Source organism: Catalinimonas alkaloidigena (genome assembly GCF_029504655.1).
Taxonomy (GTDB): Bacteria; Bacteroidota; Bacteroidia; order Cytophagales; family Cyclobacteriaceae; genus Catalinimonas; species Catalinimonas alkaloidigena.
Genome location: NZ_JAQFIL010000001.1, coordinates 6,658,476 through 6,683,479, shown reverse-complemented (window position 1 = coordinate 6,683,479; position 25,004 = coordinate 6,658,476). Strand labels below are relative to the sequence as shown.

Annotated in this window: 23 protein-coding genes and 1 pseudogene; 18 read left to right on the top strand and 6 right to left on the bottom strand. The window is 42.0% G+C overall.

The features are described from left to right. Positions 1 to 116 precede the first annotated feature (116 nt). The 6 genes from OKW21_RS27010 to OKW21_RS26985 all read left to right on the top strand — a co-directional run bounded on the left by OKW21_RS27010 (position 117) and on the right by OKW21_RS26985 (position 8,346). Positions 117 to 1,367: an efflux RND transporter periplasmic adaptor subunit gene (locus tag OKW21_RS27010; protein WP_277485809.1), complete on the top strand. Its 1,251-nt coding sequence runs from the start codon at positions 117 to 119 to the stop codon at positions 1,365 to 1,367. Next, positions 1,364 to 4,591 (top strand): efflux RND transporter permease subunit, encoded by a 3,228-nt coding sequence (locus tag OKW21_RS27005; protein WP_277485807.1) that lies wholly within the window; start codon positions 1,364 to 1,366, stop codon positions 4,589 to 4,591. Before OKW21_RS27010 ends, OKW21_RS27005 begins: the two co-directional genes overlap by 4 nt. A gap of 63 nt (positions 4,592 to 4,654) precedes the next feature. Then, positions 4,655 to 6,031 (top strand): TolC family protein, encoded by a 1,377-nt coding sequence (locus OKW21_RS27000; protein WP_277485805.1) that lies wholly within the window; start codon positions 4,655 to 4,657, stop codon positions 6,029 to 6,031. Between the two features lie 29 nt (positions 6,032 to 6,060). Continuing rightward, a complete protein-coding gene (locus OKW21_RS26995; protein WP_277485802.1) occupies positions 6,061 to 6,270 on the top strand; it encodes a PLD nuclease N-terminal domain-containing protein in 210 nt (69 codons plus the stop codon). 77 nt (positions 6,271 to 6,347) lie between these two features. After that, positions 6,348 to 6,740, top strand: a complete 393-nt coding sequence (locus OKW21_RS26990) for a DoxX family protein (protein WP_277485800.1) — start codon at positions 6,348 to 6,350, stop codon at positions 6,738 to 6,740. 4 nt (positions 6,741 to 6,744) lie between these two features. Then, a complete protein-coding gene (locus OKW21_RS26985; RefSeq protein WP_277485799.1) occupies positions 6,745 to 8,346 on the top strand; it encodes an N-acyl-D-amino-acid deacylase family protein in 1,602 nt (533 codons plus the stop codon). A 3-nt stretch (positions 8,347 to 8,349) separates the two neighbouring features. Here the strand turns inward: OKW21_RS26985 and OKW21_RS26980 are convergent, their stop codons facing one another. Continuing rightward, positions 8,350 to 8,721, bottom strand: a complete 372-nt coding sequence (locus OKW21_RS26980; protein ID WP_277485797.1) for a peptidylprolyl isomerase — start codon at positions 8,719 to 8,721, stop codon at positions 8,350 to 8,352. 337 nt (positions 8,722 to 9,058) lie between these two features. On the opposite strand from OKW21_RS26980, the gene OKW21_RS26975 reads away from it, so the two are divergent. The 3 genes from OKW21_RS26975 to OKW21_RS26965 are packed head-to-tail and all read left to right on the top strand — an operon-like array spanning position 9,059 to position 12,289. Further along, positions 9,059 to 10,432 (top strand): MBOAT family O-acyltransferase, encoded by a 1,374-nt coding sequence (locus OKW21_RS26975; protein ID WP_277485791.1) that lies wholly within the window; start codon positions 9,059 to 9,061, stop codon positions 10,430 to 10,432. 15 nt (positions 10,433 to 10,447) lie between these two features. Then, positions 10,448 to 11,524, top strand: coding sequence for an SGNH/GDSL hydrolase family protein (locus tag OKW21_RS26970; protein WP_277485789.1), 1,077 nt, complete (start codon positions 10,448 to 10,450; stop codon positions 11,522 to 11,524). A gap of 6 nt (positions 11,525 to 11,530) precedes the next feature. Further along, the gene (locus OKW21_RS26965; protein WP_277485787.1) at positions 11,531 to 12,289 is read left to right on the top strand and encodes a rhamnogalacturonan acetylesterase; all 759 of its coding nucleotides are present in this window, start codon (positions 11,531 to 11,533) and stop codon (positions 12,287 to 12,289) included. 3 nt (positions 12,290 to 12,292) lie between these two features. Here OKW21_RS26965 and OKW21_RS26960 read toward each other — a convergent pair whose 3' ends face one another. Beyond that, positions 12,293 to 13,504, bottom strand: a complete 1,212-nt coding sequence (locus tag OKW21_RS26960; protein WP_277485785.1) for a tetratricopeptide repeat protein — start codon at positions 13,502 to 13,504, stop codon at positions 12,293 to 12,295. 229 nt (positions 13,505 to 13,733) lie between these two features. Between OKW21_RS26960 and OKW21_RS26955 the strand changes: the two genes are divergently transcribed. Genes OKW21_RS26955 through accC form a run of 7 tightly spaced genes read left to right on the top strand, consistent with a single transcriptional unit; the run spans position 13,734 to position 18,993 of the window. Continuing rightward, the gene (locus tag OKW21_RS26955; protein WP_277485783.1) at positions 13,734 to 14,279 is read left to right on the top strand and encodes a YceD family protein; all 546 of its coding nucleotides are present in this window, start codon (positions 13,734 to 13,736) and stop codon (positions 14,277 to 14,279) included. 6 nt (positions 14,280 to 14,285) lie between these two features. Further along, positions 14,286 to 14,477, top strand: a complete 192-nt coding sequence (rpmF, locus tag OKW21_RS26950) for a 50S ribosomal protein L32 (protein ID WP_277485782.1) — start codon at positions 14,286 to 14,288, stop codon at positions 14,475 to 14,477. A 3-nt stretch (positions 14,478 to 14,480) separates the two neighbouring features. Continuing rightward, positions 14,481 to 15,422, top strand: a complete 942-nt coding sequence (gene plsX / locus OKW21_RS26945; RefSeq protein ID WP_277485781.1) for a phosphate acyltransferase PlsX — start codon at positions 14,481 to 14,483, stop codon at positions 15,420 to 15,422. A 33-nt stretch (positions 15,423 to 15,455) separates the two neighbouring features. After that, positions 15,456 to 16,454 carry a beta-ketoacyl-ACP synthase III gene (locus OKW21_RS26940; protein WP_277485778.1) on the top strand — a complete coding sequence of 333 codons (999 nt, stop codon included), beginning with the start codon at positions 15,456 to 15,458 and terminating at the stop codon, positions 16,452 to 16,454. Between the two features lie 28 nt (positions 16,455 to 16,482). Continuing rightward, the gene (efp, locus tag OKW21_RS26935; protein ID WP_277485777.1) at positions 16,483 to 17,046 is read left to right on the top strand and encodes an elongation factor P; all 564 of its coding nucleotides are present in this window, start codon (positions 16,483 to 16,485) and stop codon (positions 17,044 to 17,046) included. A 9-nt stretch (positions 17,047 to 17,055) separates the two neighbouring features. After that, on the top strand, positions 17,056 to 17,574 hold the full coding sequence (gene accB, locus OKW21_RS26930; protein WP_277485776.1) for an acetyl-CoA carboxylase biotin carboxyl carrier protein: 519 nt from the start codon (positions 17,056 to 17,058) through the stop codon (positions 17,572 to 17,574). Positions 17,575 to 17,631: 57 nt separating this feature from the next. Continuing rightward, positions 17,632 to 18,993 carry an acetyl-CoA carboxylase biotin carboxylase subunit gene (accC, locus tag OKW21_RS26925; RefSeq protein ID WP_277485775.1) on the top strand — a complete coding sequence of 454 codons (1,362 nt, stop codon included), beginning with the start codon at positions 17,632 to 17,634 and terminating at the stop codon, positions 18,991 to 18,993. On the opposite strand, the gene OKW21_RS26920 is transcribed toward accC, so the two are convergent. Further along, a complete protein-coding gene (locus tag OKW21_RS26920; RefSeq protein WP_277485770.1) occupies positions 18,984 to 19,580 on the bottom strand; it encodes a 3'-5' exonuclease in 597 nt (198 codons plus the stop codon). The genes accC and OKW21_RS26920 overlap by 10 nt on opposite strands. Positions 19,581 to 19,631: 51 nt before the next feature. After that, positions 19,632 to 21,108 (bottom strand): annotated as a pseudogene (gene nhaC / locus OKW21_RS26915) (Na+/H+ antiporter NhaC). A 159-nt stretch (positions 21,109 to 21,267) separates the two neighbouring features. Between nhaC and dnaX the strand changes: the two are divergent. Together dnaX and OKW21_RS26905 are read left to right on the top strand one after the other, a co-directional pair. Then, on the top strand, positions 21,268 to 22,962 hold the full coding sequence (gene dnaX / locus OKW21_RS26910; RefSeq protein WP_277485767.1) for a DNA polymerase III subunit gamma/tau: 1,695 nt from the start codon (positions 21,268 to 21,270) through the stop codon (positions 22,960 to 22,962). Between the two features lie 34 nt (positions 22,963 to 22,996). Further along, complete coding sequence (locus OKW21_RS26905; RefSeq protein ID WP_277485763.1) at positions 22,997 to 23,605, top strand: hypothetical protein; 609 nt, start codon at positions 22,997 to 22,999, stop codon at positions 23,603 to 23,605. 1 nt (position 23,606) lies between these two features. On the opposite strand, the gene OKW21_RS26900 is transcribed toward OKW21_RS26905, so the two are convergent. After that, positions 23,607 to 24,560 (bottom strand): DUF3078 domain-containing protein, encoded by a 954-nt coding sequence (locus tag OKW21_RS26900; protein ID WP_277485760.1) that lies wholly within the window; start codon positions 24,558 to 24,560, stop codon positions 23,607 to 23,609. A gap of 50 nt (positions 24,561 to 24,610) precedes the next feature. Further along, positions 24,611 to 25,000, bottom strand: coding sequence for a response regulator (locus OKW21_RS26895; RefSeq protein WP_277485758.1), 390 nt, complete (start codon positions 24,998 to 25,000; stop codon positions 24,611 to 24,613). Positions 25,001 to 25,004: the final 4 nt, after the last annotated feature.

Below are 25,004 nucleotides of genomic sequence, written 5' to 3'. Positions count from 1 at the left end.
ATTCTCTAAATAAAGTTTTTTCTATTGTCTACATTTGTCCAGAGTTAGTCTATAAAAAGCGCCATTTCGTATAAGATTAAGAAACGCTTATCAAGCTTTGCGTAAGCATAATTAGTTTGCAATTTAATTCCACTACCATCAAGATGAATCGCAGGAAAGTAACAGTATTTGCAATAGCCATACTCATATTGGGTGGGGGCTTTTTTGCCATGAAACAATTTGCTGGCATGAAGGAGCTTCCTCCTGAAAGACCCAAGGCAGTCTCTACAAACTATGTAAAGGTAAATCAGGTAGACTACCGAGAAGTAGATACCGAAGTAGTTGCCTACGGACGTATTGCCTCCTCCCAGAGCCTTAACGTAATTGCTGAGGTGGGGGGCAGGCTGCTGCCCGGCTCAATCCCACTTAAACCCGGCACCAATTTCAGAAGAGGTCAGATCCTGTGCCGCATTTACGGAGAAGAGGCAAGGCTGACATTACAAGCCCGTAAAAGTGAGTTTCTCAACCTGCTGGCCTCCAGTCTGCCTGATGTCAAGATTGACTTCTCTGACCATTATCCTGACTTTCTAAAATATTTTGAAAGTATAGAGATTGACAAACCTTTACCTGAACTGCCCGAGATCAGGAGTAATCAGGTGAAAACTTTCCTGGCTACCAAAAATATTTTGAGCGATTACTATAACATCAAAAGCCTGGAGGAAAATCTGCGCAAGTACACGATTTACGCTCCTTATGATGGCAGTATCACTACGATAAATCTTGAGGTAGGAACCATTGTAAGCCCGGGAACGACCATCGCCAGCATCATTCGGACTGACCAGCTGGAGTTAGAAATTCCTGTAGAAATCCATGAGGTGAAGTGGATTGAAGAAGGTAGCCCGGCGGAAGTAACTACCGAAGATGGTAGTGTCAGTTGGAAAGGTGAAGTGGTACGTGTGGGAGATTATGTTAACCCCAATACCCAATCTATTAATGTATATGTAAATGTGAGTACTGGGCCTCAAAGTGGTTTGTACGATGGTATGTACATGAGGGCGGTGATACCCGGCAGCCGACTGGAAAGTGCGATGGAAGTTCCCCGTCGTGTATTGATGAATGAAAATGAAGTTTTCGTAGTAGATGGTGGCGTACTTAAGACCAGAAAGGTAAATATTGAAAAAATCACCCGTGATCAGGTACTGATCAGTCCTCTGGAAGCAAATGGAGTGAACCAGGGAGATAGCCTGGTGATAGAAGCACCGGCAAATGCTATTGAAAACATGAAGGTTACGACATTTGAAACTCAACCACAGGGTCAGGGTGCTAATACCCCCCGGACTTCTCAGAGCGATACTGCCCAGCCCGACCAAACCCCTAATGCATCATGAGGAAAGTAGTTGAGTTTTTTGTTCGCTACCCCATCTGGGCCAATGCGATTCTGGCGATTATCGTTATTTTCGGTACGCTGGGCTTTTTAAGCATCAATATGTCTTTCTTCCCAGAGACCAAGCCCCGCGACATTTCTGTAAGGGTTACCTATCCGGGTGCTTCTCCTGAAGAGATGGAAGAAGGAATTACCATCAAAGTAGAGGAAGCACTAAAAGGTGTGACCGGTATTGAAGAAGTGACCTCTACGTCCTCCGAGAACTCCGCATCCATCAGAATAAGAACGATGGATGAATATGACATTGACGAGGTGCTGACAGAGGTAAAAAACGCGGTAGATGGCATCAACTCTTACCCTGTGGGTGCGGAGAAGCCCATTGTCGTTAAAGACCGTTCTTTCGGCAGTACCCGGGTGGCTTTCCTGACACTCAGGGGCAGCGACAATAGTAATGTAAGCCTGAAGAGGCTTAAAGAAGAAGCTGAGCTCATAGAAGACGATTTTCTGAACTCGGGTGTAGTCTCACAGATTTCTGTCTTTGGCTATCCCGACCTGGAAATTTCAGTAGAGGTTTCTGAAGATGACCTTTCCCGCTATGGACTCACCTTTAGTCAGGTGGCTAATGCGATTCGCTTTAATAACCGTGATATTTCAGGTGGAGCGATCAAAACCCTGGAAGAAGAAATCAGAATACGCGCTAATGCTAAAGAAAATGCTCCCGAAGAGATAGGGAGAATTGTTTTGAGGGCCAACCCTGATGGTAGTAATTTACTCCTTCGTGATATAGCCAATATCACCTTGCAGTTCGCTGATACCCCCAACCGTTCTTATTCTAACGGTCAGCGGGCAGTCTCCATCAGTATAGAAAAACTTCAGGAAGAAGACCTTCAGGAGATCTCTGAATTTGTCTCTGAATACATTGAAGAGTATAATGCTGAGAAGGATAATTTTGAACTCTTTGCCAGCTTTGACTTCAACGAACTGCTACAACAGCGGGTGAGTTTGCTGCTAAGTAATGGAGGAGTAGGCCTTTTGCTGGTTTTGGTAGCGCTAGGCCTTTTTCTGAGCCTTCGCTTGTCCTTCTGGGTAGCCATCGGTATTCCTATCTCTTTCCTGGGGATGTTTATTATTGGTAATATGGTAGGCATTACCATCAACATGCTTTCCCTCTTCGGGATGATTCTCGTGGTAGGTATATTGGTAGATGATGGAATTGTGATCGCGGAAAATATTTATACGCATGCTGAACGGGGTAAAAACCCAATCCGTGCCGCTGTGGACGGAACCGTAGAAATGCTCCCCTCAGTATTTACCTCAGTTACCACCACAATCATTGCTTTTATCCCGTTGATGCTGCTGGACAATGAAGGCTTTACCACCGAAATGGCTATTGTAGTAATCGGCTGTCTGGCATTCTCGCTGGTAGAAGCATTCTTTGTACTTCCCTCACACCTGGCTACCGGTAAAGCGCTGCAAAAGAAAGAAGGCAAACCAAACAAAGACAAAATAAGAGGAGGGTTGGATAAAGGCATCAAGTACCTGCGTGATAAAGTGTATGGCAGAGCACTGGGCTTTCTGATTCGTTACAAGTGGGTCTCTTTTACCATTCCTATCGCGATATTTATGATGGTGCTAGGTATGTTTCAGGGCGGTATTATTAGATTTACCTTCTTCCCGTCTATTCCTTTCGATAACTTCAATGTATCACTCGTACTAAAGCCGGGTACAAGAGAAAATATTACAGAAGACTACCTCAGAAGGTTTGAAAACGTGATATGGGAAGTGAATGAGGAGATCAAAGAAGACCGAGGGAGCGATCTGTCCCTTATCAAAACACTGGACCGTAATGTAGGAAGCGACGGAGGAAGGGGAGATGCTGAGAGAGGGGGACATACCGGACACGTTCAGGTGAACCTCATAGATATGGAAGATATTGAAGATATCTCCAGTTTCGAGATCGCTAACCGCATTCGTCAGAAGATTGGGCCAGTGCCTGAAGCACAGAAGTTTTCTGTGGGAGGGCAAAACCGTTTCGGTAATCCTTTTGACCTGGCCTTGTTAGGCAGTAATCTGGAAAACTTGATGGCTGCTAAAGAGGAAGTAAAAGCAGAAATTGCTAACATTTCTTCGCTCAAAGACATACAGGACAATACCGCCTCAGGACAAAGGGAATTGCAGTTGTCGCTGAAACCTAAAGCGTATTTTCTGGGATTCTCACAGCAGGATATTACCAACCAGATCCGTCAGGCTTTTTTTGGAGAAGAGGCTCAGCGGCTGATCATCGGTACGGATGAGGTGAGAATATGGGTGCGTTACCCGGAAGAAGACCGTCTGACGATCTCACAGATGGAATCTATGAAAATCAAAGATACCAATGGAAATGAATACCCATTGAATGAGCTGGCAGATTACGCAATTGAACGTGGGGTAATTAATATCAACCATTTCAATGGTAAACGTGAAGTACGTATTATTGCCGATCTGGTAGATCCCTATGAGGCAGTGCCGCCTATTATTGAGAAGGTGGAAAGAGATATTCTTACGCCTATTCTGGCGAAATACCCGGGAGTTACTTACTCTTTTGAGGGGCAGCAGCGTAGATCGGCACGTACAGCAGACTCATTCGCTAAGATTTTTCCAGTGGCATTTATCATGATGATTCTGACCATTACACTTTCTTTCCGCTCACTCTATCAGGCAGGCTTGATCCTGTTACTGATTCCTTTAGGCTTAGTGTGTGCTGCAATCGGACACTTTATCCATGCGCAGCCGGTGTCTATCCTGAGCGTTTACGGTATGATAGCATTATCAGGAGTGATTATAAATGATGCGGTAGTCATGCTGGATAAGTATAACCGTAACCTGACAGAAGGCATGACGGTGGAAGAAGCTGCCCATGATGCGGGAATATCTCGTTTCCGGGCAATATTACTTACTTCTATCACCACCGTAGCTGGTTTATTTCCGCTGATACTGGAGAAAAGCTTTCAGGCTCAATTTCTGATTCCTATGGCTATATCAGTTGCTTATGGAGTGATGTTCGGTACTTTACTTATCCTGCTCTTCTTCCCGGTATTTATGTTAGTTTTCAATGATATTAAGCTGGGTGTCAACCGCGGCTTGGCCAGGCTGAATAAATGGATGAACCCTGAAGAGCCACTGCATATTCCCACTGCCGAAGATGTAGAGCCAGCGATTAAAGAGAAAAGAAGATTGCAAAGCCTATAATTTGTGAGAGCCACCGAGATTAATACTGGGTGGCTTTCTCTATCCTCAAAAACTACACTTATCGTGAATATTCAAAAAAAGCTTATTCTTTCTTTAGGAATAGTATTGGTACTAGCTTGTAAAAGCTACGCCCAGGAACAACTTTCTCTCTCAGATGCCATTCAACTGGGCCTGGCCAATAACTTTGACATACAGATAGAAGCCCTGAATGTAGAGATTGCCAAGAATAATAATAATTGGGGTGCTGCCGGCCGTTGGCCTACCATCAACTTCAGTATGTCTCAAAATAACAACTTTAGAGATGTTCAAAACGCTGCTAACCCCTTCCAGCCTACCGGACTTTCCATATCCAACAGTCTGGGGCCGGGCATCAGTGTAAGCTGGGTACTATTTGACGGCTTCCGGGTTCAGATTACCAGGGAGCGCCTGCAAAAACTACAGGAACTGAGTATGGGGAATGCTCAACTGATCGTAGAAAATACCGTGCAGGCCATTATTACCCAGTATTATTTTGTGAAGCTGGAACAGGAAAGGCTAGATGTGTTGGAAAAAGTGTTTACCCTTTCTAAAGATCGTTATCAATATATCAAGTTAAAAGGAGAGCTGGGGAGTGCGGTTACGTTTGATATTCTCCAGGAACAGAATGCCTTCCTGACAGACTCATCTAATTATGTGACTCAGGAAGTCAATTACCTGAACGCAAGGCGTACTCTGAACTTGCTGATGGGACAGCCTATTAATAACGCTTATGAGCTCACTGATAGCCTGGAAATAGACCCTACCCAATATGATCTGGAGGTGATGTACGATAAAATGGTGACAAGCAATACGAATTTAGAAAACCAGTTTTTAAACCTTGAACTCGCTCGGACAGATACCCGCCTTGCCAAAACAGAACTATACCCTCGTTTGTCACTAAATGCCAATGCTTCTTACGATCTGAGCAGGCAAGACTTTTCTCAGGCCCGGTTTCCTGATTTTGGAGACGGTGGGAGTAGTACTCGTGATCTGGTAACTACCCAAACCACTACCAATTATTCAGTCGGCTTTACCGTAAACTATTTACTATTTGATGGTGGAAGGGTCCGTCGTAATATAGAAAATGCTTACACGACTGAGCGAATCAGCCAGTTACAAATAGATCAGCTTAAGTTAAGTCTGCGTAATGATCTGGTCGCTACCTATGATCTGTACAATGTACGGCAAAAGCTACTGGCGATTTCTCAGGAAAACATCCGCAGCTCCGAACTCAATCTTGAGCTGGCTGAAGAGCGTTATAAAAACGGAACGATCAACTCCTTTGACTACCGCCAGATTCAGGTCAACTATTTGAATACTGCCCTTGCAAATGCACAGGCCAAATACAATATGTTAGAGTCAGAAACTGAATTACTCAGACTTACAGGCGGTATCTTAAATGAATACGAGAACCTAGAGTAGTGTATTATTCTAACACAGAAATATTATTAATGGCTCTCGGTGCTTTGAATGGCTGGGAGCCTTTACTATTATTGAGCTTGAGTGCGCTTATCATCGGAACCTGGCTGGCCACATTGAAAGACATTGTACAAGGCTCTTTTAAAAGCAATACCTACAGATGGGTATGGATAGCTATCGTGATCTTGCTTCCATTGATTGGCTCAGTACTCTATTTTTTTCTAAGAAAGCAGACGCACTAAATTTTGTATGTGAAAGAGGCGTAAAGGACTTGTGCTTTTTTAAGCTATACAATACTATTTTAAAAAAGAGAAAACCAATGAAAAACCAATATCATTTAGGTTTATTGATTTTAAGAGTTGGAATAGGAGCGATGTTTATTGTTCATGGGGCACCTAAGCTAATGGGTGGTCCCGAGAGATGGGAAGCGATTGGTAATAATATGAAATATCTGGGAATTACCTTTGCCCCTGCTTTTTGGGGATTTATGGCTGGTTTTGCTGAGGCTGTAGGCGGGCTTTGTCTTATATTGGGCATCTTCTATGTGCCAGCCTGCATACTGTTGTTTATCACCATGATTGTGGCTTCTACCCGTCACCTGGCGCAGGGAGATGGCCTTGCGGGCTCATCCCATGCTATTGAGGCTGCGATCCTTTTCTTTAGCCTTATCTTCATCGGATCCGGTAAATACAGACTCAGTAAAAAGAGCTAGCGCAATGAGAAATGTGTACACTATATATCTGTTCTTAAGTATATTGATGATCAGTGCCTGTACAAAAAAGCCCTCTGCATTTGAAAAATTTGTACAAAAGCACCAGGTGGGCCAATATGATTTGCTCATCAAAAATGGGCAAGTTATAGATGGCAGTGGTAGAGACGCATATGCAGCAGATGTGCTGGTAAAAGCTGATAGTATTGCTTTTGTCGGACAGGTAGACACTGCGATCATCAGTGTCACCAGATTTATAGATGCAACGGGTAAGGTTGTTACTCCTGGCTTTATAGATACCCATGCTCATGGTAATCCTCTGGAGACGCCTGCTTTTCGAAATTTTCTGGCGATGGGAGTCACCACTATTTCTCTGGGCAAGGATGGCTCAAGTCCCGGACTGGATAGTCCCAGACTGGATGGTCCCGGACAGGTAGGTTCCGGAAAAGAGGGTATGACAGCCTGGATGCAAGAGGTAGAAGATACCATACCCGGGGTTAATATCGCTATGTTTGTTGGACATGGCACCTTGAGAATGTTATCAGGGATCAAGTATAACCCGAGACCAACCCAGGAGCAGATTGTGGATATGGGTGAGATGTTAGCCATGAACCTGGATGCGGGATGCTTCGGAATGACGACCGGCCTGGAATATATCCCCGGTACTTACGCTCCTGACTACGAACTGGAATACCTTGCCAAAATAGTAGGTGAAAAAGGCAAATTCATCACCAGTCATGTGCGTAATGAGGATGATGAAGCTATTGAAAGTTCCTTGCGTGAGCTATTGCTACAGGGACGTTATTGCCCGGTACAAGTTTCGCATATGAAAGTAGTATACGGAAAAGGAGAGCGGCGGGCGGAAGAAATCTTACGCGTATTGAATGAAGCCAGAGCGGAAGGTATAGAAGTCACGGCTGATGTGTATCCATATACTGCCAGCTATACTACAATAGGCATTGTGTTTCCGGAGTGGGCACTGCCGCCTAATCGTTATGAAGAAATAGTGAGATCCAGAAGAGGTGAACTGGAGGAGTTTCTCAGAAATAAAGTGAATCAGAGAAACGGGCCTGAAGCTACTTTACTGGGTACAGCTCCCTGGGCGGGTAAAACGTTGGCTCAGGTTGCAAAAGAATTGGTTAAACCATTTGAAGACGTACTGATTGACGATATTGGGCCGCGAGGAGCTTCCGGAGCTTATTTTGTAATGAATGACGAGTTACAAGCCCGCCTTATCCAAGACTCACTGGTGATGATCTGCTCGGACGGCAGCCCTACTTCCAGGCATCCCCGTGGTCATGGAACCTTTGCCAAGATCATTGAGCAATATGTGGTGAAGGATAGTCTGTTCAGCTTAGAAGAAGCCGTCAGAAAAATGACTTCATTGCCTGCTAAAACTATGGGAGTTGAGGATAGAGGCATTATTGCAAAAGGTAAGAAAGCAGATATTTTAGTATTTGCACCCGCAGGCATAAAAGCTACGGCAACTTATGAAAACCCTTTTCAATTGGCAGAAGGCTTCAATTATGTGATTGTCAACGGTCAGTTGAGCCTGGTGGAAAGCACTTTTTCTGATAAGCGTCATGGTAAAATGCTTAGGAAAAATTAAGGCTTAAATGAGTATGTGCCTAGTATTGAAACGCCCTTCTTCTATTTCCAGAAGTTGAATGATGTGATACCCAAATTCTGTTTTAACAGGCTTTGAGATTTCTCCTTTTGCCAGGGCTAATGCCGCCTTCTCATATTGAGGCACTAATTGTCCTCTGCCCATAAAGCCCAATTCTCCCCCCTGGACTGCGGAGCCCGGATCATCTGAATACTGCTTAGCCAATTCAGCAAAGTCAGCCCCTTCTAACAATTTTTTTTGAACATGCTCTGCTTTCTCTAAGGCAGCCTGCTCTCTTTCAGAGTAAAATCCATCTTGAGCGTTAGCACCTATGGATGCCACTAATAATATACTCAAACTTACTATTAAGGTTTTCATAGGCTTATGTTTATCAAAAAGTTAAAACAAAGAGATAGTAATAATTTGTATCATTATGAAAATGAGAAAGTTAGAGCATAAAATCAATTGTTTTAAGATAAAATAAGATATTTGTAAGTCTCCTCCTCCTTCTTTCAAGAAGTGCACAATTTTTGATGATTGTGTTTTAGAATTACTTTTTTATTACATCGTAATTCCACTGCTATTTTTTTATTATTCACAAATGTAATTGTTTTAGCGAATAATTTATTGCACTTTTATAAGCAAAAACACCTAAATGTTATTTAATTCATTCATTTTCTTGTTTTTTTTGGGAATCATTTTGCCAATATATTACATGCTTCCCCGGAAGTGGAGGTCAGTACATTTATTGGTAGTGAGCTATGTGTTTTATGGCTACTGGGATTGGCGTTTTTGCTCTTTGTTAGCATTATCTACTATAGTTGACTTCGTAATAGGTAGAAACCTTCATTCAGCCACTAATCCTAAGACCAGAAAGTTTTTACTTTGGACAAGCCTGGGTGTCAATTTAGGAATTTTAGCCTTTTTCAAATACTTCAATTTTTTCGTAGGTAGTTTTGAGAGTATGATTTCAGGTTTTGGCTGGCAGTTAGATTACCTGCATTTGAATATCATACTGCCTGTAGGAATATCTTTCTACACTTTTCAAACAATGTCTTACACTATTGATATCTATAGAAAAAAACTGGAGCCTACCCATTCGTTATTAGATTTCGGTGTCTTCGTAGCGTTTTTCCCTCAGCTGGTAGCCGGGCCTATTGAGAGAGCCAAACATTTACTCCCTCAGATTACTCATCTTAATACTCCGAGTCGGCTACAGATTCGGGAAGGTATAGCACTGATCATTATTGGATTGTTCAAGAAAGTGATGATAGGTGATGCCAGCGGAAGGCTGGTAGATCGTATTTTTGGACATATGGAGCAATTCAGTTCTCTAGAACTAATAGTTGCGCTAGTGCTTTTCTCGATTCAGATCTATGCAGACTTCTCAGGTTACAGCAGTATTGCCCGGGGCTTGGCGAAGCTGTTAGGCATAGAGCTTATGAAGAACTTTGAACAACCTTACCTTTCGGCAAACATTACCGAGTTCTGGCGGAGATGGCATATTTCATTGTCCAGTTGGCTTCGGGACTATTTGTACATCTCTTTAGGAGGAAACCGGAATGGAGAAGGCAGGACATACATAAACCTGATGCTTACGATGCTTATTGGCGGGCTATGGCATGGCGCTAGTTGGAATTTTGTGATTTGGGGTGGTTTGCACGGAATCTACCTGGCAATACACAAATGGATGTTGAAAGGTAAAAAAGTTGAAATACAACCGGCTAACATAAACAACTCAGGTAAGTTGATAAAATATTTATGCTATGCTTTTGGTACTTACTTGCTTGTTTTAGTCACCTGGTTATTTTTCAGGGCGTCTGATTTTCAGATGGTTATGGTGTTTTTTAACAAAATCATAAATTGGGAAGCCAGTGAGCTAAGCTTGAGGTTTATCAAAATAGGATTCACCTATATGTTGTTGACCATGGGGCTCGACCTCATTGAATATTATACGAAATCACACGCCTATCTCTTAAAGATTCCAATGAAGCCAGTACGCTACGGACTGATGGCTCCAATGTTAATAATAGTGCTTATATATATGTTTCAGGCAGAGCCACTGCCTTTTGTTTATTTTCAGTTTTAATCTCATAGCATCAGCATGATTCGTTCTATAGTTTATTTCTTTGCTACAGCACTGTTCTGCACCCTGGCTTTGGAATTGTATATCCGGGGGACCGAGATATCTGGTTTATCAGAAACAGATTATCATGAAGATATAGGCAGAATTATTAGGCCGAATGCGAAAGTAGTGCACTACAATGAAAATTTTACTTATTCGCAGGTCAATAAATACGGTTATCTGGGCCCATCCTATCCACCCGAGAAGTCTCCCGGAGTGTTCAGAATTGCTTTATTAGGAGACTCTTATGTTGAAGGATTTCAAGTGTTAGAAAGACATCATTTTCGTACTGTCCTGGAAGAGAAGTTAGAGGAAGATTTAGCGCTGGATAGTGTGGAGATATTAAATTTTGGCAGGAGTGGATTTGGCCTGGCAGACGCTTATGCCTATGATGTTAATTTTGTGTCTGATTTTAATCCCGATTTAAAGATATATTTACTGAGTGCTATTGATTTCTACAGAAGTTCAGGCGATGAGTTGCTACCCAAATGGAGACTGCAAGAAAATGAGCTTATCCAGGATACAAGTCATCGAGAAAGTAAAGAGCTTAAACTATATAATACTGTAAAAATAGGCTTGCAGCATAGTGCCACTTTGCAAATGTTACGTAACTGTGTCAATATCATTAGAGATGGAAAAGCAGGGGAAGTTTTGTTTGGGAAGATGCTTTATTTGTTTCAAGAGAAAGCAAAACAACCCCAGGATAATGATGAGCAAAGAAAAGAAATGGTGGCTGAAGCCTTACCCAAAATACCGAATTTGATTTTGGAAAAACTGGGTGAAAAGGAAAATGTATTAATCGCAAACCGTGATAGCATTCAGTTCCCTGAACACTTGCAGCGAGAAATTACGCTTGAAAATATTAAGTTGGTCAACCTGTCTGACACTTTATCTCCCTTAAAAAATGACAAATCTGTAGACCCAAGATACTGGCCAGTTACTAACACAAAAGGGCATTGGAACTACAGAGCGCATCAGGCCATAGGAGAATACCTTACCAAGATTTTGGTAAAGGAGATCAAAGCTGAAAGTTCCAACTTGGGCTATAAAGAGTAACTAATTATGTTGATAGGTTTCACGCATTTAATATGGGCATTTGTATTTTTATTAAACACCCATACCAATACTTCAATTGAGGTATTTCTGATTGGCGACTCAACAGTATCTGAATACCCTGAGAGTTATTACCCCCGTATGGGTTGGGGGCAAGCTTTGGAATCCTTTTTTCAGGAGGGAAAGGTAAAAGTACATAATAAGGCTGTCTCTGGTCGTAGCACCAAAAGCTTTATTGATGAAGGCTTATGGGAAAAAGTATTAAATGAGCTTGGAGAAGGAGATTATTTGCTGATTCAGTTCGGGCATAACGATATGAAATCAGAGAACGAACATCTGTATGCAGCTCCTTTTGGTGCATATACCGATAATCTGATGACCTTTATAAAAAAAGCCAGAGCTAAAAAAGCTGTGCCCGTGCTTGTTACTCCAGTATACCGAAGAAGATTTGATGATAACGGTTTATTAAAAAACTCTCATGGCGAATACCCTCTGGCCATGCGTATCCTGGCTGAGAAAAAAGAGGTCCCGCTCATTGATCTACATAAAAAAAGCTTCCAACTATTTTCAGCACTGGGCCCGGAAAAGACAAAAGATATTTTTTTGTGGCTTCAAGAGGATGAGTATGAAAATTACCCAGAGGGAATTGAAGATAATTCACACTTTAGCAAAAGTGGCGCTATCGCACTGTCTGAGTTAGTAGCAGAGGAAATGTTACGTCTGGAGATGCCCCTTACCATACATTTAAAAGAAGAAGTTAAAAAATAAGTGTCAACTGCTCCTTCGCAAGGATTTTAGGTTTTCCCGGGCCTTTTCGTGGACACGGGTGTTTCTTTTAGCCATTTTCTTCACTTCTTTATAATAATCTTTGGCCAGGTCTTCTTCCTCCTTTGCCTGGGCGATCTCACCAAGGTTTAGCAAGGCATATAAGAAATAACCAGAATCAGTGGCTTCAGATGCGGTAGCAAATTCAACAGTACGCTCATAATAATGCTGCGCCAGATCAAGCTGCCCTCTCATTTCATAAATTTGCCCTAAGAAAAAACCTGCGTAACGCCCACTGGTAGCTTCATATCCGGTCATGCTACTGTCAATACGTGCCAGAATTTCCAGAGACTCTTTTTCTGCTTCAGTCTGTTTACCACGGCTATAGAGTTGTCGTGCATAATAGCGGTGGAAGTAAGGGTTATCAGGAAAAGTATGGTGAAGGTAATCGGAGATACGATGGGCCTCAGCAGGATCAGATCCTTCTGCGGTAAGAATACGCATGAGGAAAAACTGTGCCTCCGTACGTGTATAAAAAGCATTATTGGCGACACTTTTCAATTGCTTAATACCAAGGTCTTTATTTCCCTCCGGAAAAAACATCAATACCGGCTTTAAAATAGGGTAGTTTTCAGGAACCCATTCAGCGTAATAATTATATAGAGCATCTCCGAACAGCAATTCAGGGCTAAAATCTTCTTTCCCCTTACAAATCTCTAAAAAGTTCAGAGAGTTTTTACCTGCTACTGTGGCTTTTCCCCAATCTTTGCGTTCTGAATAGAGCCTGCCTTGAAAAGCATAAGCTGCGGCAAGAAAAAAGGCTGCCTCAGGGTCATCTTCATCCTGCTCAAACATGTGCTCAGCGTAATAAATAGCGGTATCCATGTAAGCAAGAAACTTCTTGTCATACTTAGTGACATCTACGTTCGGAACAATTTTCCACCATTCACTGAGGCCTAAGAGAAAGTAAGGTAAAGGATGTGTATTATATTTTTGTTTTATCCAGCGAAATTGTTGTTCAGCCCGTGCAAATTTGAAGTTGTACATATCATTCACCGCCTGAGTGGCTTCAATCTGTACATTCATATCCAGTAGCAGAGGTTTTTTCTTCCCTATCTGGTTTTCTGCCATATTAGCTTGTGCTACCTGAGCTGTACCAGGGGTAGAAAAAGCACATGATAAAAGAATGCTGAATACTGTATATATATAATACTTCATGATAATATGCTGTTCGACACCCTAGTAACAAAGTTTTGGAAAAAATATTTCAAAACATGCTATACTTTTGAGATAAGTACACTAAACTAAGTGTAATTTCTCGATGGAATACTTTGTTTTACAATATTAATAGAACTAACAAAAAGTGAATTACCTTATTAGAGATATATCTTTTAAATATTAAAATTATATCCTTAACTTTGCAGACTTAAAGAAAATGCGGGGTGACGTGAAGAATTTAGCACATTTCGATATTGATATATATAAGTTAGCGAATAAAGAATATAAATATCAATATCAGATCGATAAAAGTTTCTTTGATCATTTTGAAAACAGCCTGGTAAAAAAAGGCGAGCTAAATGTAGAAGTAACTTTAGATAAACAGGAGAACCTGATTACAACTTTTTTTAATATAAGAGGAACAATCGAGCTTGAATGTGATCGAAGCCTGGAGAAGTTTGATTATCCGGTAGAAATTCAGGAGAAGATTTTATATCAATATGGCGAAGAAGAACAGGAACTGACGGATGAGATCGTTATCATCACAAATAATACACAGAAGATCAATGTTTCGCAGTACATCTACGAGTTTATTGGTTTGTCTGTTCCTATGCGTAAGATTCATCCGAAATACGCTGAGGAAGACAACCCTTTGGTAGACGGTGAAATTATTTTTTCTTCGTCCACACAAGATGAAAAAAAATCGGACGAAGAAAGTAACAATTCAGTTGATCCTCGTTGGAATGCATTAAAAAATCTGAGAAATTTAAATTAAATAAAAATGGCACATCCCAAGCGAAAAACATCTAAAGCAAGAAGAGACAAGAGAAGATCGCATCACAAGGCTACGCCAAGAACCATCGCTATTTGCCCTACTACTGGTGAACCACATTTGTACCATCGTGCACATTGGTATGAAGGTAAGCTCTATTACAAAGGGCAAGTAGTTATGGACAAAGAAGAGCTGGCCTAACATATGAAGATTGCACTGGATGCAATGGGAGGTGATTTTGCTCCCGATGCTAATATAGAAGGGGTTAAACTCATTCTAGAAGAACTTCCTGCCAACCACCAATTGGTGCTGATTGGTAAAAAGAAGGTCATCGAGGAACAACTGAGCAAGCAGAGTATAAATTCATCTGCGGTTGAGATTGTCCATGCTGAAGAAGTAATTGGCATGGATGAACATCCTACTAAGGCATTCACTCAGAAGCAGCACTCTAGCATTGGAGTTGGATTTCAGTTGCTGGCAAAGGGCGAAGTACAGGCTTTTTGCAGTGCAGGTAATACTGGGGCAATGCATGTGGGAGCTATGTTCTCAGTAAAGCCTTGCGAAGGAATTATTCGCCCTGCTCTAGCTAGCGCTGCCCCCCGCGAAAGTGGAAAATTAGGCCTTTTACTAGATGTAGGGGCTAATGCAGACTGTAAACCTGATATGCTTCTTCAGTTTGGAGAATTAGGGGCTCTCTATGCTAAATATGTTTACGGCATAGATGAACCAAAAGTAGCCCTGATCAACCTGGGAGAAGAAGAAAAGAAAGGTACAGTAGTGACACAGGCAGCTTACCAACTCTTCAAACAGGACCCCCGAATTGATTTTGTTGGAAACATCGAAGGCAGAGATATTTTTAGTGAGAAGTCAGATGTGATGGTCTGTAATGGATTTACAGGTAATGTAATCTTAAAGATGGCTGAATCTGTATATCATCTGCTGGAAAAAAGAGGCTTTACAGATCCATTTTTTGACCAAATGAATTATGAAGCTATTGGCGGTAGTCCTATATTAGGCGTCAATGGTAATGTAGTGATCGGACATGGAGTGTCTAGCGGTCTGGCAATCAAAAACATGTTGCTGCAATCACTAAAAATGGCCGAAACCAATTTGCATCTGAAAATACGTGATGCGTTTGGCAAATAAAATTTATTTTGCCTGTCTAAAATCCTCAACTGCATGAGTAATAAGTTAAGAGCTGTTATCACTGGAGTAGGTGGTTATGTTCCTGATTATGTATTAACAAATAAGGAATTAGAAACCATAGTAGATACAAATGATGAGTGGATAACAAGCCGTACCGGCATAAAAGAAAGAAGAATTCTTAAGGGAAAAGACCAGGGGACTTCAGTAATGGCAAACTATGCTGTGGATCAACTTCTGGAAAAAACAGGTGTTTCTGCTGAAGAGGTTGACCTGATTATCTGTGCCACTACCACTCCTGATATGATATTTCCGGCAACGGCGAACCTGATCGGAGAACATATTGGAGCGAAAAATGCATTCGGCTATGATTTGCAGGCGGCATGTTCGGGTTTCCTTTATGCGCTTACTACAGCATCCCAATTCATTACTTCAGGAGCATATAAGAAGGTAATAGTAGTAGGAGCAGATAAAATGTCTTCTATTATCGATTATCAGGATCGCACCACCTGTATCATTTTTGGAGATGGTGCAGCAGCTGTTATGTTAGAACCTACTGAAGAGCCTTTGGGTGTGATTGATTCAATCCTGCAGTCTGATGGCAGTGGCTCTCCGTTTTTGCATCTCAAAGCCGGAGGAAGTAGAAGACCGGCTACCATTGAGTCTGTTACCGCACGTGAACATTTCGTGTATCAGGAAGGGGCTACTGTTTTTAAATATGCGGTAAAGCACATGTCGAATGTGTCTGCCCAGATCATGCAAAATAATAATCTTACTGCTGATGATATCCAATGGCTGGTACCCCATCAGGCAAACAAGCGTATTATTGATGCTACTGCCAATAGAATGGGAATCGGTGAAGATAAAGTGATGTTTAACATCCACAAATATGGCAATACCACCAGTGCTACTATTCCCCTTTGCCTCTGGGATTATGAATCCCAGCTAAAGAGAGGAGATAACCTTATATTAGCAGCATTTGGTGGTGGTTTTACGTGGGGTGCAACGTACCTCAAATGGGGTTACAGTAGCTGATAGAGTGTATAAATAATATTAATAGTATATGGCAACCACAGCAGATTTTAGAAACGGACTTTGTATAGTTCACAACAACGATCTGTATACCATTGTTGAATTCCAACATGTAAAGCCCGGCAAAGGAGGGGCTTTTGTAAGAACAAAACTCAAAAGTCTTAATACCGGGAAGGTAATAGAAAATACTTTTAATGCAGGTGTTAAGGTTACGACAGCACGTATAGAAAGACGTCCTCATCAGTATCTTTACAAGGATGATCTTGGGTATCACATGATGGATAGTAATACCTTTGAACAAGTCGCTATCGAAGAGAGTAAGATCAATGCTCCTGAGTTTTTATCAGATGGGCAGGCAATAGATGTTATTGTTCATGATGAGACAGGCGATATACTAGGAGCGGAACTTCCCCCTTTCGTAGAATTAACCGTAACATATACCGAGCCGGGACTAAAAGGAGATACTGCAACTAATACTACCAAACCTGCTACATTAGAGACGGGCGCGGAGATCCAGGTGCCTCTTTTTATTGATCAGGATGAAAAAATCAAAGTGGATACCAGAACTAAGTCGTACTCTGAACGCGTAAAATAAACAAATATCATGAAAGCAAGCGAAATTCAGGACTTATTGGATTTTATTTCAAAGTCTGGCCTAGATGAAGTAAATATTGAAACCGGAGAGATAAAGCTTAAGGTTAAAAAGAACGCCGCGGCTAAAATAAGGCAAAACATCATTGCTGCACCCGGCTCTTCAATGCCACATGATTCTACAGGTTTGGTATCTCCCAGTCCGGCTTACTACCAGGCAGAGCAAGGTGAAACCGAAGCAAAGCCTGCTGCAAAAAGTGCAGGTGCAGATGGAAGCAGTGATGATAGCAAATATCTTACTGTGAAATCCCCTATGATCGGTACTTTTTATCGTGCCGCCAACCCTGACTCAGATCCATTTGTTCAGGTAGGTGACAGAGTAAGTGTAGGGCAGGCGGTATGTATTGTCGAGGCGATGAAACTTTTTAACGAAATTGAATCAGAAGTTTCAGGAACGATAGTAAAGGTATTGGCAGAAGACGCTTCTCCCGTAGAATATGATCAACCATTATTCCTGATAGATCCGTCCTGACCAATTGACAATCCCTATCGTAAGTTTTTGTATGTTTGATTGTTAATTGAAAAAGCCTTGTTCAATAAAATACTAATAGCCAACCGAGGAGAAATCGCTCTCAGAGTCATTCGTACCTGTCGTGAGATGGGGATCAAAACCGTAGCTGTATATTCAACAGCCGATCGCGAAAGCCTGCATGTGCGCTTTGCAGATGAAGCCGTTTGCATAGGTCCTGCTCCCAGTAACAAATCTTATCTGAGTATTCCTAACATCATCGCAGCAGCAGAAATTACAAATGCTGATGCCATTCATCCCGGCTACGGTTTCCTTTCCGAAAATTCTGAGTTTTCTCGTATCTGCGAAGAATACAACATAAAATTTATAGGCCCTTCCCCTGAAATGATCAATAAAATGGGAGATAAAGCATCAGCCAAGGCGACTATGGATGCTGCTGGCGTGCCTACTGTCCCCGGTTCTAAAGGCTTACTGAAAAGCATGGATGAAGGACTGAAAATTGCTATAGAAATAGGGTATCCGATTATTCTCAAAGCTACCGCCGGTGGTGGTGGTAAAGGGATGAGAATTGTCTGGAATGAGAAAGAGTTTAAGAAAGCCTGGGATGATGCCAGACGTGAGGCCAGTGCTTCCTTTGGAAATGATGGTTTGTATCTTGAGAAGTTTGTTGAAGAGCCCCGCCATATAGAGATTCAGATAGTAGGAGATAGTACCGGCAAAGCCTGCCACCTCTCGGAGAGAGACTGTTCAGTACAAAGAAGACATCAGAAGCTGACCGAAGAAACACCCTCTCCATTTATGACCAAAGAACTAAGAGATAAAATGGGCGCAGCAGCCATTGCCGGTGCTGAGGCTATTGGGTATGAAGGAGCCGGTACGATAGAATTTCTGGTAGATAAACATAGAAATTTCTATTTCATGGAGATGAACACCCGTATCCAGGTAGAGCACCCTATCACTGAGGAGGTTACTAAATTTGATCTGATCAAAGAGCAAATCAAAGTAGCCGCGGGAGTAAAAATTTCCGGGAAAAATTATTTTCCTACTATGCATGCCATTGAGTGCCGTATCAATGCGGAAGATCCTGCTAAAGGGTTCCGCCCTTGCCCGGGAAAAATTACTAACCTTCATCTGCCCGGGGGCCATGGGGTGCGGGTAGACAGCCATGTATATGCAGGCTATGTTATCCCTCCCAATTACGACTCTATGATTGCTAAGCTAATTGTGAGTGGTCAGACAAGAGAAGAAGCGATTACCAGAATGAAGCGTGCGCTGCAGGAGTTTGTCATTGAAGGTATCAAAACGACTATCCCTTTCCATATTAAGCTTATGGACGATCCTAAGTTCAAAAAAGGTGATTTTACTACTGCTTTTATGAACGATTTTGACTTGTCTGATATAGAAGAATACGCTCAGATGTAGCCTTTGCTACGCAGATGATTGTGTATTTCTAAACAAACCCAGGCATCAGTAGCAGCATAGCGTATTTGCTTTTCAGTAAGTTCAGCATTTTCCCAGTTAGAAGTTTGCTGTGACTTGGAAACCCTGAATTGGAGAAAAATAGCAGTAAGTTTCTTTACACCCGCATGCTCAATGCCTAGCGTATGAGCTACATCATTAAGCTCGGTAATGTTTTTTGCATTGAAAGGAATATGTTGTTTTTCGCTGAGTTGCTTCAGGTGTTTCAGATCATCCCTGATGCTGATGCCTATTTTTTCTGTATGCTCATCACTAAAAATATTGCTTAATTCCTGTGTAAAGCCGGTATGATTAAGCCGTATCAGATAAACCTTTTCAGGAATGGCAATCTGTAGTAATGCAACCATGTGTTTTACCCCTTTACGAAAGGCAGGTTTGGTTTCAGTATCAAACCCAAAAGTATCGTATTCCTTGATATGTTGTAGGGCATCAGCCAGGTGTTCGTGCGTAGTTACTACCGACACTTTTCCTTCATACTTTCTAAGTGTCAGTTCATTGATCTCTTCCTTAGTGATGGTTTTTACAAACATAGATGAATATAGGCTTTGGTCAGTATTGGTTTTAAGCTGTTTAGTAATGGGTTATGCGTTTTTCTCAATGAGTGCTTCTTCTTCAATTTCATCATCCTCATAGCGACGAATTTTTACGTTCAAAAACCCAAACGCCATTGTCATGATGGGGCTAAGGATACAAAAGAAAGTAAAAGGAGCATAGGTCAGTGTGGCTACACCCAATACAGAAGCCTGGGTGGCACCACAGGTATTCCATGGAATCAACACTGAAGTAACTGTACCGGTATCTTCCAAAGTACGACTAAGTACTTCGGGTTTAAGGCCTCTTTTCTTATATGTATCCGCGTACATTCGTCCCGGTACCACTATAGCGAGATACTGATCAGAAGCAGTAAAGTTGAAAAAGATAGAAGTGAAACCTGTAGAGGCGATAAGTGAGCCTGTAGAATGTGCCAATTTAACGATAGATTTGGTTATACGCTGCAGCATGCCGGCAGATTCCATTACTCCCCCAAAGATCATGGCGCAGATAATCAGCCAGACTGTATTGAGCATACCGTACATGCCGCCGGTAGAGAGAAGGTCATTCACCATCTCATTATTTGTAGTGATGCTGATGTCTGTGTATAAGGCTTTCATCACTGCGATATAGGCGGCGAGCACGCCTGTCTCTCCTCCCGCAACCTCTTGTAAGGCCTGAGGTTGAAAAATAATGGCAAAGAGACCTCCTAAAAGTGTTCCTGCCAGCAATGCCGGTAAGGCAGGGACCTTTCTGACGATCATAAAGATGACCAGTACCGGTACGATAAAGAGCCAGCCATTGATATTAAACGCACCATCAATAGCACCTAGGACTTCGTCTATACCCTCCGTAACGGTAGCGGTATCAGAAGTAAAACCTATGACCAGAAAAATAATAAGGGTAATAGTAATAGAGGGGACGGTGGTGTAAGTCATGTAGCGGATGTGGGTGAACAAATCCGTGCCAGCCATAGCAGGTGCCAGGTTGGTGGTATCAGAGAGTGGCGACATTTTATCTCCAAAATAAGCTCCTGAGATTATTGCCCCTCCAATCAAACCCTCACTTAGCCCCAGCGCCTTGCCTATTCCCAATAAAGCGATACCTACAGTCGCCACAGTTGACCAGCTGCTACCCGTGGCTATTTACAACAGCACAGATGATTACCGCAGCAAAAAGAAAGATAGTGGGGTTGAGAATTTGCAAACCATAATAGATCATAGCAGGGACAATACCACTGAGTAGCCATGTTCCGGCCAAAGAACCAATAAGTAGCAGTATGAGAATAGCCGACATGGAAGCGCTGATGCTTTTCACGATGCCATCCTGCAGTTCTTCCCACTTAATGCCGGTACGTAAGGCAATGAGTGCAGCTACCGTAGCAGACAAAATCAATACAATCTGATTAGAGCCGGAAATAGCATCATCACCAAATACATAAATCACATTTACCGACAGCATAATTATCAGGAAAAGCACAGGAATTATGGCCTCCCAAAATGTGGGCTCTCTTCTTTGCTTACTCATATGTACAATCAGGTGTGTAGCTCTAACAAATAGGTATAAAAGACGAAGATAATAAAATTTTTGGTATGCCTTTTTGCGTTTGGCAGTGAACTTTGCAAGCCATTTTTCTTTTGTCAATATTGGTTACGAATAAAGTTCAGGATTCTGTAAATTGCGTCAATGGAGAATTTCGTAGTATCAGCTCGGAAGTATCGCCCTACGGGTTTTGCGGAAGTAGTAGGGCAGGAACATATTACTACTACCCTGCAAAATGCGATTGATAATAATCAACTGGCACAGGCCCTATTGTTTTGTGGGCCTCGTGGAGTAGGGAAGACAACTTGTGCACGTATATTGGCCAGAAAAATAAATGGCTATGAGAGCCAGGAGCAGGCCAACGCTATGAATATTTATGAGCTTGATGCTGCCTCTAATAATTCGGTGGATGATATCCGTAATCTGATAGATCAGGTGCGTTACCCTCCTCAGCAGGGCAGCTATAAAGTCTACATCATAGATGAGGTACACATGCTCTCCAACCAGGCTTTTAATGCTTTTTTAAAAACCCTGGAAGAGCCTCCCTCTTATGCAATATTTATCCTCGCGACTACCGAGAAGCATAAGGTAATCCCTACCATTCTTTCCCGCTGCCAGATTTATGACTTCAACCGTATACAGGTGAGTCATATCGTAGATCATCTGAAAGAAATCGCTACCAAGGAACATATAGAAGTAGAGGAAGAAGCATTGAACCTGATCGCGCAGAAAGCTGATGGAGCACTGCGCGATGCGCTTTCAATCTTTGACCTGATCGTAACATTCTCCTCCGATCGTAAAGTTACGTACCAGACTACTATCAAAAATCTGCACATCCTTGATTATGATTATTACTTCCGGGTAACAGACTATCTGATGGAGCAGAATGTAGCACAGGTGATGTTAATTTTTGATGAAATCCTGAAAAAAGGATTTGATGGTCATAACTTTATTGTGGGATTGAGTGAGCATCTCCGCAACCTGATGGTGTGTAAAGACAAGGCTACTGTTCAATTGCTTGAGGTTTCTGAAAGTGTGCAGCAACGCTACCTTGAACAGGCGGCCAAAGTGCCTGCCTCATTCCTGCTTACTGCACTTAACCTGGCCGGTAATTGTGATTTGAGTTATAAAAACAGCAAGAACCAAAGGCTACACGTAGAGCTCTCCCTTATGAAAATGGCTTACATTAGTTCAGCCGTTCAGATGGCGCAGGTAGCCCAGGCTGAAGAAGGACAAGAGGGGAAAGAAGTGAAAAAAAAAAGTAGTGAGCACGCATCAAACGGGAGCTCAGTAAAACCGGAACAGGCTAAGAAAGGGGTGGATGTTTCTCAACTCCAACAGCTTCAGACAACCGTCAAGATTCCGAAAGCTGAGGAAATACGGCAACAGGCTGTTAAGAAAGAAACGGTACAGGAAGAGATTGCCACGGTAGAGGAAAAGCCTGAGCAGAAAGAACAGGTGCTGGGAACTCGCCATGTAGAGCTTGGTCAGCTCAGACAGGAATGGGCAAAATTTGCCGAGCAGAAAAAGCTGGCAGGAAGAGACTCCGCTTATATGGTACTGAACCAGGAAGTGAATTTACAGAACGATGGCGTGACGATACCCCTCAAAATGACCAACACCCTCCAGATGGATGTGCTTAATGAGGTAAGAGTAGAGCTTATTCAGTATCTGCGCAAACAATTGCATAACTCTCAGATCAACGTTACTGCTGAGCTGGTCAAAGATGAAAAGCAACGAAAGCTTTATACTGCCTCGGAGAAGCTTAATTACTTAATGGAAAAAAACCCTCAGGTACGTGTACTGAAAGAAAAACTGGGGCTGGATCCGGATTATTAACAGATTTCATCACATTAATTATTTGGCTTCAAAGATGACTAATTTTGAACTTAAAGATGCAATTCTAGAGTACATCATTGAAACTCATCAAAAAATTAAGGATGAAAAAAAGGATAAGTCCTACTTGCCTACATCATATGATGAGGTAAGAGAGCATTTTAAGGATGTTGATAAAGAACGTTTTAGAAAGCATTTTCTTATAGTACGAGATGAATTTTTAGAAGAAAAGCCAATTCGACCTCCACATAATTCAGAAAAGCAAGTCAGGGTTTTTTGGGAAAATAAAGCCGCTAAACCATTTCTTTATGATGAAGATGGCTATACTGGCAGGCACAATAAGAGAGTTTTAGAAAGTGAGCTAGCTAACGCTACAAAAGACTCTTCAAAAGCAAGTTTAGCCTCTGCAAAAGCATCTAAAAGCTCTACATGGGCAGCATGGGGATCTACTATTACTGCGGTTGCTCTGTTGGTGATATCGCTTCAAAACTGCTCTAAAGAAAATGAGCTAGTGCCATTGTTAATTGATGCTCAAAAATTGAATAGTGAAAACAAATCAGAAATTGTTACCCTCAAAAATAGAATTAAAGAGTTAGAAAAAAAGATAGTGGTATTATCCAGAAATGACACTACTGCAGTGCCATAAATCAAAACCCATAAGTAAAGCCGACGTTGATAGCATTCTGAAGTTGTAAAGCCGGGCCTATCGTGCCATCATCGCGTTCTACATCCGTGTCATCATCGTAAATCAGTTGCAGTGAGATGTTAGACATAATGTACTTGTTAACTCTGAGTACCAATAGGGACTCCAGGTTCACATCCACATTCTGAAACTTCTCGTAGGCAGCAAACAGATTCAGATTAGTATTAAAGACCACATTCTTGAAAAGCTCCTGCCGGATGCCCATGGTAAGGCTGGAGCCTGCTTCTGCTTTTACCTTTTTTTCCTCGGTATTGTACTGATTCCTTGCAGCTAGTGTATCATCCAGCACGAAAGTAAACTTACCTGAAAAGGGTGAGAGCGTAATGGCAAAGTAATTCCCTTCACGTTTCTGCACCTTGTCATTTTCCTCAATAAGCTTTCTCTGTTTGGGAGAGTAGGTCATACCCAGGGAGGCTACTAAAAAGCCGGGAGCCATAAATTCAGAAACCTTCACATCGTCTGAAATGCTATCGTTGACCTGTTCGCTTTTAAAACCCTGGGCTATCTGACTTCTGAAGTCCAGTAGTGTGGAGAGATAATAACGTTCGTTCAGCTTGCGGCCATAACGGGAGTTAAAAATCAGATTGTCTTTGGACTTGATAAACCTTTCGGCATCCTCACCGATTCTACTCAGACCATAACTAATTTCCAGACGGTTTTCCCAGCGGCGTTTGGTTGTATCGTCAAAAGTAAGGAAAGCACTCATGATGCCACCCAGTGCAAGTGAGCTTTTGCCTCCCCCCGCCCAGTTGTTTAATGCAACCTGCTGAAAGGTGGCACTAAACCCTCCTCCTTTATTCCAGAAGCTATCTTCTTCTTCCTGATCATCTTGCTGTGCTAAAACCTGAGAGAGTGGAAATATACATAAGGCAATCACCGAAAGGCAAAATGATTTCATGAAGGAGGTTGACTTTTTTTAGATAGAATGAAATGGGTAAGAACGAAATGTTAAAGCAGCTTGATTTCTTCCAAAGCATTTTGGGTAAGCGGCTTAGTGATGTATTTCACTACATGGTTATTGTTGATTAGCCGGTTAATATCACGCTGATTGTCAGAGCTGGAAAGAATGACTACTTTACACTTATCACGTACAGTAGCAGAAAAATTTTCAAACTCGTATAGAAACATAAAGCCGTCAACAATAGGCATATTAATATCTAAGAAGATGAGATTGGGCAAAGATTCTGGCTGGTCCTGATGCTGATGAAGGTATTCTAAAGCACTTTGACCACTACTTTTAGCAACGACATTGCGAGCAAATTGTGTAAGCTCTATGATGCGTTTACTGATAAAGTTGTCAGTCTCATTATCATCAATTAGCATTACTAAATCTATCATCACG

Bases quoted from the DNA above. Each gene is read 5' to 3' on its own strand.
- OKW21_RS26940 (WP_277485778.1), top strand. From the start codon at position 15,456: ATGAGTAATAAGTTAAGAGCTGTTATCACTGGAGTAGGTGGTTATGTT.
- OKW21_RS26985 (WP_277485799.1), top strand. From the start codon at position 6,745: ATGAGAAATGTGTACACTATATATCTGTTCTTAAGTATATTGATGATC.
- OKW21_RS26975 (WP_277485791.1), top strand. From the start codon at position 9,059: ATGCTTCCCCGGAAGTGGAGGTCAGTACATTTATTGGTAGTGAGCTAT.
- OKW21_RS26995 (WP_277485802.1), top strand. From the start codon at position 6,061: ATGGCTCTCGGTGCTTTGAATGGCTGGGAGCCTTTACTATTATTGAGC.
- plsX (WP_277485781.1), top strand. From the start codon at position 14,481: ATGAAGATTGCACTGGATGCAATGGGAGGTGATTTTGCTCCCGATGCT.
- OKW21_RS26960 (WP_277485785.1), bottom strand. From the start codon at position 13,504: ATGAAGTATTATATATATACAGTATTCAGCATTCTTTTATCATGTGCT.
- OKW21_RS26905 (WP_277485763.1), top strand. From the start codon at position 22,997: ATGACTAATTTTGAACTTAAAGATGCAATTCTAGAGTACATCATTGAA.
- efp (WP_277485777.1), top strand. From the start codon at position 16,483: ATGGCAACCACAGCAGATTTTAGAAACGGACTTTGTATAGTTCACAAC.
- OKW21_RS26895 (WP_277485758.1), bottom strand. From the start codon at position 25,000: ATGATAGATTTAGTAATGCTAATTGATGATAATGAGACTGACAACTTT.
- OKW21_RS26920 (WP_277485770.1), bottom strand. From the start codon at position 19,580: ATGTTTGTAAAAACCATCACTAAGGAAGAGATCAATGAACTGACACTT.
- OKW21_RS26970 (WP_277485789.1), top strand. From the start codon at position 10,448: ATGATTCGTTCTATAGTTTATTTCTTTGCTACAGCACTGTTCTGCACC.
- dnaX (WP_277485767.1), top strand. From the start codon at position 21,268: ATGGAGAATTTCGTAGTATCAGCTCGGAAGTATCGCCCTACGGGTTTT.
- OKW21_RS26980 (WP_277485797.1), bottom strand. From the start codon at position 8,721: ATGAAAACCTTAATAGTAAGTTTGAGTATATTATTAGTGGCATCCATA.
- OKW21_RS26900 (WP_277485760.1), bottom strand. From the start codon at position 24,560: ATGAAATCATTTTGCCTTTCGGTGATTGCCTTATGTATATTTCCACTC.
- accB (WP_277485776.1), top strand. From the start codon at position 17,056: ATGAAAGCAAGCGAAATTCAGGACTTATTGGATTTTATTTCAAAGTCT.
- OKW21_RS26990 (WP_277485800.1), top strand. From the start codon at position 6,348: ATGAAAAACCAATATCATTTAGGTTTATTGATTTTAAGAGTTGGAATA.
- OKW21_RS26965 (WP_277485787.1), top strand. From the start codon at position 11,531: ATGTTGATAGGTTTCACGCATTTAATATGGGCATTTGTATTTTTATTA.
- rpmF (WP_277485782.1), top strand. From the start codon at position 14,286: ATGGCACATCCCAAGCGAAAAACATCTAAAGCAAGAAGAGACAAGAGA.
- OKW21_RS27005 (WP_277485807.1), top strand. From the start codon at position 1,364: ATGAGGAAAGTAGTTGAGTTTTTTGTTCGCTACCCCATCTGGGCCAAT.